Origin of the sequence: Priestia iocasae, from assembly GCF_016909075.1 — a bacterium.
GTDB lineage: Bacteria > Bacillota > Bacilli > Bacillales > Bacillaceae_H > Priestia > Priestia iocasae.
The window spans coordinates 899,438-914,880 of record NZ_JAFBFC010000001.1; the positions used below are offsets into that span (position 1 = coordinate 899,438).

A 15,443-nucleotide genomic window follows, 5' to 3' on the forward strand; every position below is an offset into this window, starting at 1 on the left:
ATCCCTTGCACATTACCTTCTAACGATGTAATAGCAGGGACCGATGCACAGGGAGATATCTTTGGCTCAATTTCCATTTACAAATGGAAAGCCTTGATAAGGAGAGAATGCTTGATGAGGTGTATAGGATTTCATAAGGGCAGGATTTAGATAATACAAATGATAGTGATTGGTGTGTAAGTTATGCCAAGGCCCTGTATTGTAAGGAGAAAAACCATAATATCCCCACGTTTGTGGATGAGGAAAACGATTAAATTGATTGAACATCTTTTATAACCTTCCTTCGTTAAACTGTTATAGATTATGCTACAGACGATGCAAAAGAGCTTTTATACGAAAAAAATAGGTGTTGTTTATAGTTCATTGGTTTTGTTTTAGATAAGTTTTTTATTATTTTCGTAGTCTTAAAGGTTTAAATTTATGTAAAATTTTTCTATAATAAATATAGTTGTATAAAAGAGGTGGAAAGATATGAAAAAAATGGCCATTGCTGCTTTAACGGGAATGTTACTACTGTCTCCTTTAGGGCAATCACAAGATTCAGCAGAAGCAAAAGTAATGTGGGGAAGTACAGAATTAGTGAAAGGACAAGTTGGAAAGGTCACATTTTCATCAGATATCAAGCTATATAAGAAAAACAAAGATGGCTCATTTACTGTATCAATTGGTAAGAAAGGTCAAGCATATCGTGTCTATGAAATGATTTATCAAAATGAAAAAACGCTTTATAACATAGGTGGAAACATCTTTGTTCCTCAAACGAATATCGTAAAATTTGAAAAAGCACCAAGCGATAGAATTCAAGCTTTAGGCGTAAATTATACAATCAAAACATTGATGGAAGGGATTACATATCCTGAATTCTCGGGTCTTTTCAATAAGAAGCTAGAACGAAGTATTAATCATCATTTTCTTAATCTAGCAAATAAAGCAGAAACAGAGTATTGGGACCTAAAAGACATGGAAGCCGAAGATGAAGCAAGTGGTTGGTATTTAGGACCTTACGATTATTCAATGAAATCATCTGTTTCGTACAATCAAGATAACCGACTAAGCGTTTCCTCAACTTACTACATGTATAGTGGTGGTGCACATGGCCTTGGGGGTGTCGAGACCTACAATTACGATTTACTAAAAGCGAAAGAAATTCAGTTGGGTGACGTTATTACGAATAAAACTCAGCTTAATAAAGTGAATACATTCATTAAAAATACGATGATTGCTCGCAACAAAAAAGGTGCTCAATTTTGGGTAGAGGAATTTGAATCTGTCAATCTAAAGCAAGATCAGTTCTATTTTAAAGAAGATGGAATTATGATTATCTTCCAAGAATATGAATACGGCCCTTATTCAAATGGCATTAATTTCTTTAAAGTTCCTTATTCGGTGTTTAAGCACTAAACTAGTTCAATACGTATCTCTACAGCTAAGGAAGAGGAGGAAATCTCTTGAGTACTTATGAAACGTATCAAACTTATCAAAAAAAGTATCGAGCGTGGGGTATTCAAGAGGTTCATGCCTTTTTTCTTAATGAGCTTGAAGCCTTACCGCTGCCCATTGATCATCCAGATGTGCAAAATCATTTAGCTGATCCGTTTATGCCCGTTCGTGAAAAAATTTGTGGAATCTATGTTATTTATAAAAAATCGATTTTGGCACTTCTGCAAGGAAAAGTACAACATCGATACGGACTCGATTTTGCTTTAGTAAAGGAAAAGGACGTTGAATTAAGTCTTGATGATGCAGAGTCAGCGCTTTTTATCGGCGCATTGGTTGTAGTAGAAACAACTAACCATAAACAAATTTCTTCTTGCTTTATTGGTGGAAGCGCGGATCGACTTTATCATTTAGTTAAGATTTTTGCAGGATTGCCCTCTATTTCTCGTGAAGATTTTGATGAGAAAGAACTGCAATCGTTTATTTCATCGCTTCATGTTGTGAAAAGTATGGGGTTTCTTAACGAGTAACCACTTTACCCTCCAGATGATCGAGACGATGAGTACTACTTGTAAAAAAAGCACCAACATGTAGTCAGTGCTTTTTAGACGTAGCCCAGTCAGTTTCTTTATTCTCCAGTCATCTTCCTTCGAATTCTCTCTAATACCGCATCTAACTCATCTGGCTTCAAAAATTCAATTGGCGATACGCCTTTTTCAAACAGAATGGATTCCGCTTCAACCACAGCGACGTACCGTCCATTTACTTTGGCAAGATGTATATTTTGCCCGAAATCGGCTAGTAATCCTTTAATCTCGGTTTCTCCTACTTTCATTTTAAGCTCTGCTTCTGGTGAGTGTTCAATAATGTGGGCAGCAGCTTCAACGACTTGGTGTGTGTCTAGTCGCTCTTGAATTTCACGCTTTTCACTTGTGGCCCATGTTTCCATTTCCACTTCGAATTGTTCAAGCTCTTCACTTTCTGGCTCAAACGTTTCATGAATATGTCCACGTACCATTTCCATCACTTGATTTTTCATGATTTCTGGCATCGGTTCGCCGTACTCAACAAATTTTAAGAAGTCTTCAAAATAGCGAGCATGTGATGATTGGTGAATTTTTAATTCGTTTTCTTCAATCATGCCTTCTTCAGGCATGTAGGGGTATTGAATCGATTTCATGTTTTTCGTTGTGATGGCCATTTCAACGTGACGGATCAGTGTTGATTCGTCAGCGATGGACGCTACCTTTGGTTCAAAGTCACATTTCATCACGAAAACGAAAGAGTGGTCAAAGTATTTTCTTGGTGTAGCCGTTGCGACTAAAAATGCGCCACCTCGTACAGCGGCTGTATCGATGTAGGCCCGAACGAATTCTTCACTGACTTCTTTAAACGCTTCATTGGAGTCAGCATGGAGAGCACGGTGAAAAAGATTGTAGTTCGGGTTTGATGTGAGTTCATGACCAGGTTCAACAATAAAGTAACCAAGCTTTGTTGGAACTTGCTCGGATTTGGGGTGACGCTCCACTTTACGTTTGACAATCTTTTTAAACTCACCGTCTAAAAAATCTTTTAACGCACTATTTTCATATTGTTCTTCATTCATCGTTTGAAAGTGTTTATAGTGCTTAGCTGCTTGATCTTCTTTTCCTTCTATTTGAACGACATAAAAAGATAAAAATCGCATTTGAAAGTCCATTGTTTTCACCTTCATTCATTAATTAAGAGTCTTTTAAGTATAGAAAAGGGAGATCGTTTCGTCAATTCACGCTCACTTTCATTGCATGATGCATACCATACTGTAACGGCAGGGTGAAAAAAAGGAGGGAGTGGAATGGGGCAATATGAACTCCTTGGTGCGTGGATAACGGCAACGGGAAATGTAACAGCAGCAATCGGAGCAACGAGAGAATTGATGAAAAGCTCTCGTGAAAATGAACAGATTATTATCTTAGGTAACGGTTTACAAGCGCTTGGAAGCTCTCTGCAAATTAATGAGCCACCTGGTGAAATCCTTGAAAGTTTAGGTAGTAAAGTGCAAATAACCGGTAATTTATCGGTTATTGCAGGGGTGATAGGTGGACAACGTGAAGAGCTTATTGAATATGATATTTTAATTGTGATTGGTGACAGTTTACAGGGGATTGGAGCGGGTTTGGAGGTTATCAATGATTTGCAAAATGTAGACACAAATCAGCCAATCTTTTTAGAAGTAGTCGGTAACTCTTTACAATCTATAGGAGCTTTCATACAAGCATTATCAGGAGCTTATCAGCTAGGAAACGAGCAGCGGATATTTGAGATTATTGGTGTAACCGGTAGTTGGATTCAAGCTACAGGAGCCGTCATTGAAGCATTCAAAGAAGCGATTCGTCCTCATTCGCCCAAACAACAAGAGCAAAATCCAGAGGAAAGCAAGAGTGAAAAAGAGCAGGATGCATACTTATATTGTAAATTCTAAAATATAGTATGTAATCAACTTATTACCATACTAAAAAATGTTTGAATTATCAGTTAATTTAAGTTATAATAAAAAGGGACAAGGAGTTGATATCTATGGAAAAAAATCTACTAAACGAATCCTACCAATCGGAAGAGAAAGTGATTGATGCTCTATTAGCAGAAATGTTTTTAGATAAGGTTCTGCGAGATGTCCATGAAGAAAAACTTCGAAGCCAAATTGATTTGTCATTACAAGAGCGAGATAAGGAAAAGTTTTTGCGTTTAACACAGGAGTTACGAACTATATAGAGTAAAAAAACAGGGGAAAGAACCCCTGTTTTTTTTTTCAAAGATTAAGTGCTTTTTTTGTTATTGGCCCGACGACACCATCAGCATCGAGGTTGTTGGTGCGCTGAAAGTTTCGTACTGCTGCATTTGTTGCAGCTCCAAATATACCATCAATACCTCCTGTGCGATATCCTAATGCATGTAGTCTTTGTTGAAGAGTCATCACTTCATTTCCACGACTACCTTGTCTTAATGTACTTGAAATCCCTTTAGAAGAGATGACGGTAGGTGGAGCTGTTTTCTTAGATGAAAGATTTGAAAGATGTAATGCTTTTTTAGTTGCAGAGCCTACGATACCATCGACAGCTAGCTCGCTTTTTCGTTGAAAGTCGCGAACTGCTCTTTCTGTTGCTACTCCAAATACACCGTCAATACCACCTGTGTTATAACCTAACGCATGTAGCTTTTGCTGCAGCTGTTTTACTTCACTTCCTCTATGTCCCTTTTTTAAAGCGCTGCTCGAACTTGGCGTAGACACGACTGGTGTGTGACTTCCACCACTTACCTTAAATCCGTTTGCAGCAGCAATTGAATCAAACGACTTTTGCGAAGTGGTGATAATGACGACTGCATTGACACGAACTTGATCAAATAACCAACGTACTTCCTCATCGTACATACGAATGCAACCATTGCTAACATACCTCCCGATAGAGCTGGGATTGTTGTTTCCGTGTATAGCATAGGTCGTACCATATGTGCCACGTGCATTAATACCTAGCCACCGATCGCCTAATGGATTGCGTGGATCACCGCCTTTTACCTTGCCTTTGTAGTAAGGGCGGTTCTTAATTTTGTTTACAATTTTAAAGGTTCCTTCTGGGGTATAGGATGGTTTTTTACCCGTTGCCACGCGAAAGACTTTGATAAGCTTGCCGTTATTGTAATAAGCGAGTTGATTTGTGGATTTGTTAATAATGATGAGTTGACTGCTAGAAGCTTCCGCTGAGGTTATATTGACGGCCAAAATAAGAAGACAAGCGGTGATCAGAGTTACAATAAGCTTACGAATCAATGATTACCCTCCTTTTGTGTGTAATGAATCTGTTGAACTCTTTGTATGTTATGTGGGAAGAGCTTGGACACTTTACAGTTTTGTTAAAATTGTTACAAAAAGGAAAAAATACCTATGGGCAATCTGTTCAAAACGATGATTAAAGTTCGTAACGTGAAAAGTAACTCACTAGCTTGACCGAGGTGTGTGGTACAATAATCAGACCGAAGAAAAAGAAAGAGGTCGTGTGTGTGCAATGATAAGGATTCAACGGTTTATCAGAGAAACAGGCTATTGTTCAAGACGTGAAGCAGAGCGTCTAATTGCTGCTGAGCGTGTAAGAATCAATGAAGAAACGGCGAATAAAAACAGCTTTGTTACACAAGGCGATGTCGTGTTGATTGATAGAAAAGAAATTAAGCAAAATGAAGATCCCGCCATTTATATTGCGCTAAATAAGCCTGTTGGTATTACATGTACGGCTGCTGAACATATTAAAGGGAATATTATTGAGTTTGTCAATCATCCATATCGAGTGTTTCCGGTAGGACGTCTAGATAAAGCATCGGAAGGGCTCATTTTACTGACGAATGATGGTGACATTGTCAATAAAATTTTGCGTGCGGAACATCATCATGAAAAAGAGTATGTTGTCACAGTAGATAAACCATTTAGCGATGCTTTTCTAGAAGGAATGTCAAAGGGTGTGCAGCTTCCGAATGTGAAAACGAATCCTTGTCGAGTGTTTCGAGTGAATGATGTAACATTTCGGATTATCTTAACACAGGGACTTAATCGCCAAATTCGTCGCATGTGCCGAGCATTTGGGTACACCGTGACAAAGCTAGAGCGCATTCGCATTATGAATGTTAAGTTAGGTGGACTTGAAAAAGGGAAATGGCGTGACTTAACAGCTGAAGAATTAAAGACGCTACATATGCAAGTAGAAAACTCTTAAAAAATAGCTTGTGTTTTTAGAAGAGAAGTGATATATTAATTGAGCGATGAGCTAATTTGTGTAAGTCGAGCGACACGCCTTGAGCAACGTGTGGATGTGGCCACACGGTCGATCTCGCCTCAAAACGCATCAAAGACGCCTGCTTTGTACAGGCGTCTTTTTATTTTGATCAAACAAGCACGTTTGTTTTTAACACAAATTCTTCTACTACTTTTGCTACACCATCATTCATATTTGTATCGGTTACATGATTAGCAATCTCTTTAATGTCATCAGGTGCATTCCCCATTGCCACACCTAATCCAGCAAATTCAATCATGGCTAAGTCATTATAGCTGTCACCCATGGCAATAACCTCTTCTTGTTTAATGCCAAGCTTTTTAATTAAAAGGTGCAAACTTGTTCCTTTTGTCACACCCACTTCTGTGAATTCTAAAAAGAAAGGCTTTGAGCGCATAACACTTAGCTCACCGTCTAGCTCTGCTTGTAATTTTTTCTCTACTTCTACTAATCGATTTGCTTCTTGCAGCATTAGCACTTTGACTACAGGTTCATTCACCGCATTCACGAAATGTTCGACCTTTACAATTGGCATGCCAGTTAAGTTGCCTTCTACATCCGTAAACTCGTTTTCTTCTTCCGTCACAATGTCATTCCCTACATATGTGTGAATCCATACGTTTTCACGACGACTAATGTCATATAAACGATGAACCGTCTCAGGAGGTAGCGTACTACTAAATAGTTCTTCGTTCGTTTGGCAATTTATAATTTTGGCACCATTAAATGAAAGAATAAAACTACCATATTCTTTTAAACGAAGCTCTTCGGCAATATGGGTCATTGCATACGTTGGTCGTCCTGATGCTAGTACAACTTTTACACCCATTTCTTGGGCTTTCATTAACGCTTCTTTCGTACGAGGTGAAATCGTCTGATCATCACGAAGAAGGGTATCATCTAAATCTAATACAATCATTTTATAAGTCATTTGTACAATTCCTTTCTATGATGAGTTACTCATCACTATCCTACTATAAAAAATTGATTCTACAAATAAATCAAAAGTTCTTACTATTCATTCTACTAGCTAGGAAGTTTACACTAACGTTATCGTTTTAATCAGTAGATTCATGTATCAATCGTTCTATTGATGGTGCTTTTAGAATAAAATGAGTTGGATAATCGATGAAAGTGAGGGGAAATTACGTGAGAATAAAGGCAACTCAAAGTAACGAACTCCTTCAAATCATTTATAATGGATTGGAAAAAGGGAAGCCTTCCAAAAATATCATAATCATTGGTGCCGGTATAGCTGGTTTGGTTGCGGCTTCTCTTTTAAAAGATGCAGGACATGAAGTGACAGTATTAGAGGCAACGAATCGAGTGGGAGGGCGAATCTTTACAGAAAAGGCACCATTTATCGATGGTTTATATTTAGATGTGGGAGCGATGCGTATCCCAGAATCTCATGAGTTAGCTCTTGCGTATATAAAGAAATTTAATCTTCCTCTTGATCCATTCATTAATCGAACACCTCATGACATCATGTATATAAATGGTGTGAAGACAACCTATGGAGAATATGAAAAAAATCCTGATATCTTTAACTATCCTGTAGACGAACATGAAAAGGGAAAAACGGCAGAAGAACTGCTAAATTGGGCGATTGAACCAATTACGAACTTTATTAATCAAAATCCTGAAGAGAATTGGCCGAAAGTCATTGACGATTTTGATTGTTATTCAATGGGTAGCTATTTACGATATAACCCATTTGGACGTACACTCTCAACGGGTGCAATTGAAATGATTAAAGTGATCGTTAATTTTGAAGGGTTCGCCGAATTGTCTTTCTTAGGTATTTTAAAAGAAATTATGGTTCTTTCTATTCCTAATCTAAAATTTTTTCAAGTTAGAGGAGGAAGTAGCCAGCTTCCGGAATCATTTTTACCTCAGTTAAAAGAGCATCTCTTTTTTTCTCAACGAGTAACGAAAATTGTGCAAGAAGAAAAGAAGGCTATTGTTCATTCGGTTCACACTCAAAGCTTCCGAAAGTTTCAAATTGAGGGGGATATCGTCATTGTGACGATACCGTTTTCAGGTATGAACTTTATTGAAGTTGATCCTTACGATTCCATTTCTCATAATAAAAGAAAAGCCATTCGAGAACTTCATTATGTACCTTCTACTAAAATAGGACTTCAATTTAAAACGAAATTCTGGGAAAAGCAAGGTATTACAAGTGGAAGCTTAATTACAGACTTACCGATTCGTAGCGCTTATTATCCAAGCCATGTAACGGGAACAACAGGATCAGGTATTCTCCTTGCTAGTTATACATGGGAAGATGATGCACTCATTTGGGATAGTTTAACCGAAGAAGATCGAATCCGAAATGCACTTGATAATATTGCTACCATTCATGGACCAGACATTTATCAGGAATTTATCACAGGGGCTTCTCATATTTGGTCGCAGTACCCGTATGTTGGTGGCTTCTCGATGTTTAAACCAGAGCAAATGAAAGAACTAGGGCCATCACTTGCTACTCCTGAAGGTCACATTCATTTTGCAGGAGAACATACGTCATCCTTACCAGGTTGGATTCAAGGAGCGATTGAATCAGGTATTCGAGTGGCAAGAGAAGTGAATGAAAAAGTATAAAAGTGGAAAATAATCAACTTTTTATTCAGAATATTTTGTATAATAAAAGGTGTAACAAATAAAGAAAGGAGAGAGCGTATTGAGTTCAACACTGATTCACGCAGATGATACGTTGACGCTATGGGGGATTATTGTCGTGTGGGCCTCTGTTAGCATTTTCTTGGAGCAGCGATATCAATGGGCTTCAAAAATATCAGGAGCCATCATTGCATTAGTTGGGGCTATGATTCTATCGAATACGGGAGTGATTCCAACCGAGTCGACGGTGTATGATTCCATTTGGGGAGTGGTTGTACCTTTAGCCATTCCGTTGCTTTTGTTTCACGTAAATATTAAGAAAGTATGGAAAGAGAGTGGAAAGCTGCTTATTCTTTTCTTAATTAGCTCGATTGGAACAGTCGCAGGCACAATCATTAGTTTCTTTTTATTAAAAGCTCACATTCCTCATCTTGAAAAAATAGGGGCGATGATGAGTGCGTCGTATATTGGTGGAGGCGTGAATTTTGCAGCCATGTCCGCAAAATTTGAAACACCAGGTGAGCTCGTTTCAGCAGCTGTTGTTGCAGATAATTTGATGATGGCTGTTTATTTTGTTCTTTTAATGACAATACCAGCACTCGCATTCTTTCGAAAACGGTATCCAATTCCGCACATTACAGAAGTAGAACAAAGAGGAGCAGCAGAGAAAGGAAAAACACTTGCAGAAAGCTTTTGGAAGCGGAAAGATATTTCTCTAAAAGACATGGCACTTGCTGTTGGAACGGCTTTTTTACTTGTAATCATATCATTCAAAGTTGCACAATTTTTCGATACGATTATTCCATCTGGAGAAGATGTCTCCATTGTAATGAATATCGTAAACGGTTTTCTAGGAGATAAATATTTAATGCTAACAACCGTCACACTAGGATTACTCGCATTCTTTCCTGCCTATTTCGAGAAAATTAACGGTAGTCAAGAGATGGGTACATATTTGATTTACCTTTTCTTTGTTGTCATTGGAATTCCAGCATCAATTCCACTTATTTTAGAAAATGCACCTTTACTGTTGTTATTTGTCTTCATTATTGTCGTGATGAATATGTTGTTTTCATTTATTGGCGGAAAGCTGTTGAAGTCTGATCTTGAGGAAATTATTGTTGCAAGTAATGCAAATGTCGGAGGGCCCACAACGGCTGCTGCTTTAGCGATTGCGAAAGGTTGGAAAGACTTAGTCGGTCCAATTTTAGTTGTTGGAACATTTGGTTATATTATCGGAAACTACGTTGGAACGATACTTGGCTTTTGGTTTTCGAGTTTACTGTAAGGTAGAAAAGTCTAGAGGTAGTACTCTAGGCTTTTTTGTTTGTCCTATTGAATTATTCATTATGAAAGAGAAATTGTATGCTATAGTTAGTGTGATAGTTGGAATTAGTAGAAAGGAGCGTTCGTATGCAGTTAACGATTCGTGCAACAGGAGACAACGTGAAAGCGGTTTCGTATTTATTATCAAAAAATCCAGCGAACGTGTATGAACGAAATCAAAAAGGGCACCTTGTGCGCTTATTTTATAGTCGATTTGAAGAACAAGAGGTAGAGGTGACGATGTTTGTCACACCTGATCCGCTAGAGATTGTGAAAAATAGTGCTCAAGCCTATGACATTACACATTATATAAATGATCGAGAGTTTGCGGTAAGCAGTATTTTTTGTTCGTTTATTCGAACTGCTTTAGGCACGGCATTAAATGGACAACCAAAGGAAGAATATATGAAATGGGTCTCTCATCCTTTTTCATTTGAATTTGAGTTAGGGCCGGTTGTGTCGTCATTATCAGATCAACAAGTGAGAGATTTATTTGAACCAATTGGATATGACATCACCATCTCTCGACCAGAGATTGATTACTCGTTTCATGTAAAAGCCAAAAGTACGGCAAGATATTTAACATTAAAAGGAACAACCACGTTACAGCAAGCGCTCAGACAGCTGTTTGTGTTAATTCCTGTAATGGATAACTATAAACATTATTACATTGATGAAAAAGAAATAGAGAAGCTCGAACGATATGGAGACGGATGGTTAGATCATCATCCACTAAAGGCGTTTATCCTTCGTCAAGCGCTTCGTTTTAAAGAGATTTATAGTCAGGTAGAGAGTGAAAAAGAAAAGGCATCGACAAAAAATGAAGCAGAAACAGCGAAAAAGGTTCGGCTAAATGATTTGCGCTATGAAAAGGTTGTTGAAACCGTTCGTTCTCTTCCAACGCGTCAATCAATTGTTGACTTTGGTTCGGGTGAAGGAAAGCTTTCTGTTCAGTTAGGATTTGTAGAAGGTGTAACTGACATTTTAGCTGTTGAGCCATCTGAGTATGCCACTCTTCAGGCAATTGAACGATTTGAGAAGGCAGCATCCAAGTCAACATTTGTGACGCCAACACCATTATGGGGTTCACTTTTTTACTATGATGAGCGCTTAAAAGAAAAAGATGTGATGATTCTTTGTGAAGTCATTGAACACATTGAGGAACGTCGTTTGCCTAAAATCATGGACACGATTTTAGGACAATACAAGCCGCGCGTATTAATTGTTACAACGCCAAATAAAGAATATAACGATGTCTATGACATGGTGGAGCACATGCGTCATCACGATCATCGTTTTGAATGGACAAGAAGCGAATTTGAAACCTGGTGCGCAAGCCAAATAGAAAATCATCCATATGACGTACAAATTGAGGGGATTGGAGACGTACATGAAGAGCATGGTTATCCAACGCAAATGTGCATCTTTGTAAGAAAGGAAGTTAGGTCATGAAACTATCATTACCTTATGCTGGAATCGTTTTACTCATAGGTCCATCCAATAGTGGGAAAACAACCTTTCTAGCGAACATGATGGAGAAAAATCAGTTAAAGAAGTCGGAAGTCGTTAGCTCAGATGAGTATCGCGTTGTCGTCAGTGATAAAGAATTCATTGACTGGCGTGACCGACCAAAAGATGAAGCAGATGGTTTGTATGATGAATATCACCTCATTTCAAAAGAAGCATTTGTCATGATGGATGCGGTCATTGAGGCAAGATGCCGGTTAAATAAATTAACGGTTGTCGATGCCACACATCTTCATCCAGACGATCGAAAGAGATATAGTAAGTTAGCGAGAAAACATAGTGTGCCGATTGTGGCAGTTGTTTTCGATATTGCCCAGCATGTATTAGTCGAGCGAGATGCACAGCGTGATAACCCACGTGGAAACCGACGAATTAAACAACAATATCAAGTATTTAAACGTGAAAAGCGCTTTATTAAAAAAGAAGGCTACAAAGACGTGTATGTCATTTCTGATGGAGAAGAAGTTGAATTGATTCGTCGCGCTCATCCTCTACAGCAAGACGTAGGGCAAGGCATTGACATCATAGGAGACATTCATGGTTGCTATGATGAGATGATCGTACTTTTAGAGAAGTTAGGATATGAGAAAAACAACGAAGGATTATACACTCATCCTGAAGGACGAAAATTCGTGTCAATCGGTGATGTCATGAGCCGAGGGCCAAAATCACTTAAAGCGATGCAGTTTTTCTATCATCACGTTCAAGCGAATCTGGCGTATATGATTGATAGTAATCACGGTTGGAAGATTGCTAGGTGGCTAGATGGACGAAACGTGACGTTACATCATGGTGATGAAAAAGTAGCGGAAGAGTTTGAGCAATATGAAGAAGAACATGGAAGCGAAAAAGCAGCAGAGTTAAAGCGAGAATTAAAGCAATTTTTACTGAAAGCACCATCTCATTATGTGTTTACCAAAAACGGAGTACAAACGCTCATTTGTACTCATGCGGGAATAAAAGACGAATACATCGGAAAGCAATCACATGAGATTAGTGACTTTTGCCGTTACGGTGATACAGATGGAGTAGATGAGGTAGGAAAGCCTATCAGAAAAGACTGGTTTGTTCATCATCAAACAAGTGCACTTATTGTATGGGGGCATGATCCAAAGCCGCAGCCGCTCATCATTAATCAAACAATTAATATTGATCAAGGGGCTGTGTTCGGAGGTAGCTTAACAGCTTTTCGATACCCTGAAAAAACGTTCCTATCGGTAAAAGCGCAGCATGATTACGCGCAAGTTGAAGATAATCCGCTAAAAAAATGGGATAAGGAGCGCTTAAATCCACCAAACATTGCAACGTTCATTAATGGTTATTCGGTGTTAACAGAAGAAGCAGGAGACATTCACGTTGAATCATCTGTTGTTAAATCTGCCATTGATACGGTTTCTCATTTTACGATTCCGATTGAACAGCTTTTATATATCCCACCGACGATGAGCCCGACACCGAAGACATCAGAGCTTCCAGATTACCTAGAACACCCGAAAGAAGCAGTCGAGTATTATCGAAGTCATGGTGTCACAACGATGGTAGCGCAGAAGAAGCACATGGGAAGTCGAGCTGTTTTGTTTTTATTTAAAAGCAAAGAGGCTGCAAAAAAGCATGTAGGTACTGAAACGTTAGGTGTTGTTTACACGCGAACGGGTAGACGCTTTTTTGATGAAGAAACAGAAACGAAGATGGTTCAACAGTTAAATGAAGATTTACATGCACATGCGTACTTTGACAAATATGACACCGATTATGTGCTACTAGACGCAGAAATCATGCCTTGGAATTTAAAAGCAAAAGAGCTAATTAGTAATCAATACGCACATGTAGCAGAAAATGCTTTATTAGACCGCACAAAGATAAAAGAAAAAATTCAAGCAACTGTTCATCAGCATGAGAGGTTGCTTGAATGGTTGAATGAGTATGAACAAAAGCTAGAAAATGCACAAACGTTTAAAGAGGTGTTTCAACATTATTGTTGGGATATTCAAGAAATAAGTCATATTCAAATTGCACCTTTCCATGTGCTAGCTCATAGTAACGAAACGTTTTTTAATCAATCTCATATGTGGCATATGGATAAAAATCGAGAGTTTGCACAATGTTCCGATCTATTTGTTGAAACCGATTATAAGATTATCCATGATGAAGCAAGTGAAGCTGAGGTCATTCAGTGGTGGGAAGACATGACTTCTGAAGGTCATGAAGGCATTGTCGTTAAACCGCAGTCCTTCATTGTAAGAAGCAAAGGAAAACTAGTTCAACCAGCGATAAAAGTGAGAGGTCGTAAATATCTACATATCATTTATGGGATGGATTATTTACAGGAAGAAAATTTGGCTCGACTAAAAGCGCGTCATACAGGTAAAAAGCAAAGGCTTGCCTTAAACGAATTTGCATTAGGAATTGAAGGGATTCGTCGTTTTGTAAATGGTGAATCCATTGAGCGTGTACATGAGTGTGTACTGGCCACATTAGCGTTAGAGTCAGATAAAGTGGATCCAAGATTGTAAGAATAAAAGAATGAAGCAGCTGTCTTAAGTAGAGTCAAACGTCCTCTAATCGAGACAGCTGTTTTTTATGAATTGGCCTTCATAGATAACCGATACATCACAACGAGAAAATTACATGAGTTTGTAGTAGTAGGAAACAACGACCTCGTACATTTAGATAGAGGTCGTTGTTTTTTAATAAGCTGATGAAACAAATGTTTTTGAAATATGAGTGACAACAGGGTCAAATTTTTCTTTTAAAAAGAGATGAATAGTTCTTTAACGCGATAGCTATGTTGAAAACAGGTCTTTTTTACGAAATAGTTTGTAGCTGATTGGTAATAGATTAAAATAAGATGTGTAGTACTCAATGTCTGTTCAATGTGAGGAGAGAGGAACATGAATGAGAAAGAGAATGTCCTTCATCAATTCGGCAAAAATGCAGGGAAGTATGTAACCAGTCATGGACATGCAAAGGGAGCAGATTTAGCTATTTTGACAGAAATTGTAAAAGGACAAAGTGGGGAACAAGCCCTTGATATTGCAACAGGTGGCGGGCATGTAGCCAACGCAATAGCTCCTTTTTATGAAACAGTGACAGCGTTAGATTTAACACCTAAGATGCTTGAAAAAGCGAAAGAATTTATTGAGGGTAACGGCTATCAAAACGTGAATTTTGTACAGGGAGATGCGGAATCACTTCCTTTTTCAGATGAGCATTTTCATACAGTCACATGCCGTATTGCTCCTCATCATTTTCCGAATGTTAATCTGTTTATTCAAGAAGCACATCGGGTAACAATGGCTGGAGGATTATTTATCCTTATCGATAATGTGGCTCCAGAACAGGATGAGTACGATCAGTTTTATAATATGGTCGAAAAAAAGCGAGACCCAAGTCATTATCGAGCGCTCAAGAAAACAGAATGGATGGCTAAGCTCGAAAAAGAAGGGTTTCGAATTGAATCAATGATGACGTTTGAAAAAACATTTATGTTCGACCAATGGTGGGACATGATGGGATTACCTCTTAAAGAAAAAGAAAAATTGAATCAAGACATGATTTCTGCTTCAAAAGAGATGATGAAGCAATTTTCCATTAAGCTAAAAAATGAACGCGTTCAATCTTTTCAAGGAGAATCAGCATTATTCGTGGCAAGAAAAAAATAGTAAAGTAAAGGCTGCTCCGCGTACTGGGGGTGCAGCTTTTTTGATTGATAGACCCTTTTCTAAA

At 38.3% G+C, this 15,443-nt stretch carries 14 protein-coding genes; 10 read left to right on the forward strand and 4 right to left on the reverse strand.

Annotated features, from left to right (window positions below; genetic code table 11):
• Window positions 1-66: 66 nt before the first annotated feature.
• Window positions 67-267: a hypothetical protein gene (locus tag JOC83_RS04535; protein WP_205184324.1), complete on the reverse strand. Its 201-nt coding sequence runs from the start codon at window positions 265-267 to the stop codon at window positions 67-69.
• 204 nt (window positions 268-471) lie between these two features.
• On the opposite strand from JOC83_RS04535, the gene JOC83_RS04540 reads away from it, so the two are divergent.
• Together JOC83_RS04540 and JOC83_RS04545 are read left to right on the forward strand one after the other, a co-directional pair.
• Window positions 472-1,401 carry a DUF3298 and DUF4163 domain-containing protein gene (locus JOC83_RS04540; RefSeq protein WP_205184326.1) on the forward strand — a complete coding sequence of 310 codons (930 nt, stop codon included), beginning with the start codon at window positions 472-474 and terminating at the stop codon, window positions 1,399-1,401.
• A gap of 47 nt (window positions 1,402-1,448) precedes the next feature.
• The gene (locus tag JOC83_RS04545; RefSeq protein WP_205184329.1) at window positions 1,449-1,967 is read left to right on the forward strand and encodes a hypothetical protein; all 519 of its coding nucleotides are present in this window, start codon (window positions 1,449-1,451) and stop codon (window positions 1,965-1,967) included.
• A gap of 98 nt (window positions 1,968-2,065) precedes the next feature.
• On the opposite strand, the gene JOC83_RS04550 is transcribed toward JOC83_RS04545, so the two are convergent.
• The gene (locus JOC83_RS04550) at window positions 2,066-3,136 is read right to left on the reverse strand and encodes a DUF3900 domain-containing protein (RefSeq protein ID WP_205184332.1); all 1,071 of its coding nucleotides are present in this window, start codon (window positions 3,134-3,136) and stop codon (window positions 2,066-2,068) included.
• Between the two features lie 135 nt (window positions 3,137-3,271).
• Here JOC83_RS04550 and JOC83_RS04555 point away from each other — a divergent pair, with 135 nt between their 5' ends.
• Entirely contained in the window at window positions 3,272-3,898 is a 627-nt protein-coding gene (locus JOC83_RS04555; protein ID WP_205184335.1) for a DUF6944 family repetitive protein, read from the forward strand.
• A 95-nt stretch (window positions 3,899-3,993) separates the two neighbouring features.
• Window positions 3,994-4,188: an IDEAL domain-containing protein gene (locus JOC83_RS04560; RefSeq protein WP_205184337.1), complete on the forward strand. Its 195-nt coding sequence runs from the start codon at window positions 3,994-3,996 to the stop codon at window positions 4,186-4,188.
• A 37-nt stretch (window positions 4,189-4,225) separates the two neighbouring features.
• Here the strand turns inward: JOC83_RS04560 and JOC83_RS04565 are convergent, their stop codons facing one another.
• Window positions 4,226-5,242, reverse strand: a complete 1,017-nt coding sequence (locus tag JOC83_RS04565) for a L,D-transpeptidase family protein (RefSeq protein WP_239583299.1) — start codon at window positions 5,240-5,242, stop codon at window positions 4,226-4,228.
• Between the two features lie 238 nt (window positions 5,243-5,480).
• Here JOC83_RS04565 and JOC83_RS04570 point away from each other — a divergent pair, with 238 nt between their 5' ends.
• A complete protein-coding gene (locus JOC83_RS04570) occupies window positions 5,481-6,179 on the forward strand; it encodes a pseudouridine synthase (RefSeq protein ID WP_205184852.1) in 699 nt (232 codons plus the stop codon).
• Window positions 6,180-6,348: 169 nt separating this feature from the next.
• Here JOC83_RS04570 and JOC83_RS04575 read toward each other — a convergent pair whose 3' ends face one another.
• Window positions 6,349-7,170 (reverse strand): Cof-type HAD-IIB family hydrolase, encoded by an 822-nt coding sequence (locus JOC83_RS04575; protein ID WP_205184340.1) that lies wholly within the window; start codon window positions 7,168-7,170, stop codon window positions 6,349-6,351.
• Between the two features lie 197 nt (window positions 7,171-7,367).
• On the opposite strand from JOC83_RS04575, the gene JOC83_RS04580 reads away from it, so the two are divergent.
• From JOC83_RS04580 to JOC83_RS04600, 5 genes are all read left to right on the forward strand, one after another.
• On the forward strand, window positions 7,368-8,846 hold the full coding sequence (locus tag JOC83_RS04580) for a flavin monoamine oxidase family protein (protein ID WP_205184343.1): 1,479 nt from the start codon (window positions 7,368-7,370) through the stop codon (window positions 8,844-8,846).
• Between the two features lie 79 nt (window positions 8,847-8,925).
• A complete protein-coding gene (locus tag JOC83_RS04585; RefSeq protein ID WP_205184346.1) occupies window positions 8,926-10,152 on the forward strand; it encodes a DUF819 family protein in 1,227 nt (408 codons plus the stop codon).
• Window positions 10,153-10,277: 125 nt separating this feature from the next.
• The gene (locus tag JOC83_RS04590; RefSeq protein WP_205184349.1) at window positions 10,278-11,642 is read left to right on the forward strand and encodes a 3' terminal RNA ribose 2'-O-methyltransferase Hen1; all 1,365 of its coding nucleotides are present in this window, start codon (window positions 10,278-10,280) and stop codon (window positions 11,640-11,642) included.
• Complete coding sequence (locus JOC83_RS04595) at window positions 11,639-14,230, forward strand: polynucleotide kinase-phosphatase (protein ID WP_205184352.1); 2,592 nt, start codon at window positions 11,639-11,641, stop codon at window positions 14,228-14,230. The genes JOC83_RS04590 and JOC83_RS04595 overlap by 4 nt, the downstream gene beginning before the upstream one ends.
• A gap of 378 nt (window positions 14,231-14,608) precedes the next feature.
• Complete coding sequence (locus JOC83_RS04600; protein ID WP_205184355.1) at window positions 14,609-15,379, forward strand: class I SAM-dependent methyltransferase; 771 nt, start codon at window positions 14,609-14,611, stop codon at window positions 15,377-15,379.
• Window positions 15,380-15,443: the final 64 nt, after the last annotated feature.

Bases quoted from the DNA above. Each gene is read 5' to 3' on its own strand.
- JOC83_RS04535 (WP_205184324.1), bottom strand. From the start codon at position 267: ATGTTCAATCAATTTAATCGTTTTCCTCATCCACAAACGTGGGGATAT.
- JOC83_RS04540 (WP_205184326.1), top strand. From the start codon at position 472: ATGAAAAAAATGGCCATTGCTGCTTTAACGGGAATGTTACTACTGTCT.
- JOC83_RS04550 (WP_205184332.1), bottom strand. From the start codon at position 3,136: ATGGACTTTCAAATGCGATTTTTATCTTTTTATGTCGTTCAAATAGAA.
- JOC83_RS04555 (WP_205184335.1), top strand. From the start codon at position 3,272: ATGGGGCAATATGAACTCCTTGGTGCGTGGATAACGGCAACGGGAAAT.
- JOC83_RS04560 (WP_205184337.1), top strand. From the start codon at position 3,994: ATGGAAAAAAATCTACTAAACGAATCCTACCAATCGGAAGAGAAAGTG.
- JOC83_RS04575 (WP_205184340.1), bottom strand. From the start codon at position 7,170: ATGACTTATAAAATGATTGTATTAGATTTAGATGATACCCTTCTTCGT.
- JOC83_RS04580 (WP_205184343.1), top strand. From the start codon at position 7,368: ATGAAAGTGAGGGGAAATTACGTGAGAATAAAGGCAACTCAAAGTAAC.
- JOC83_RS04590 (WP_205184349.1), top strand. From the start codon at position 10,278: ATGCAGTTAACGATTCGTGCAACAGGAGACAACGTGAAAGCGGTTTCG.
- JOC83_RS04595 (WP_205184352.1), top strand. From the start codon at position 11,639: ATGAAACTATCATTACCTTATGCTGGAATCGTTTTACTCATAGGTCCA.
- JOC83_RS04600 (WP_205184355.1), top strand. From the start codon at position 14,609: ATGAATGAGAAAGAGAATGTCCTTCATCAATTCGGCAAAAATGCAGGG.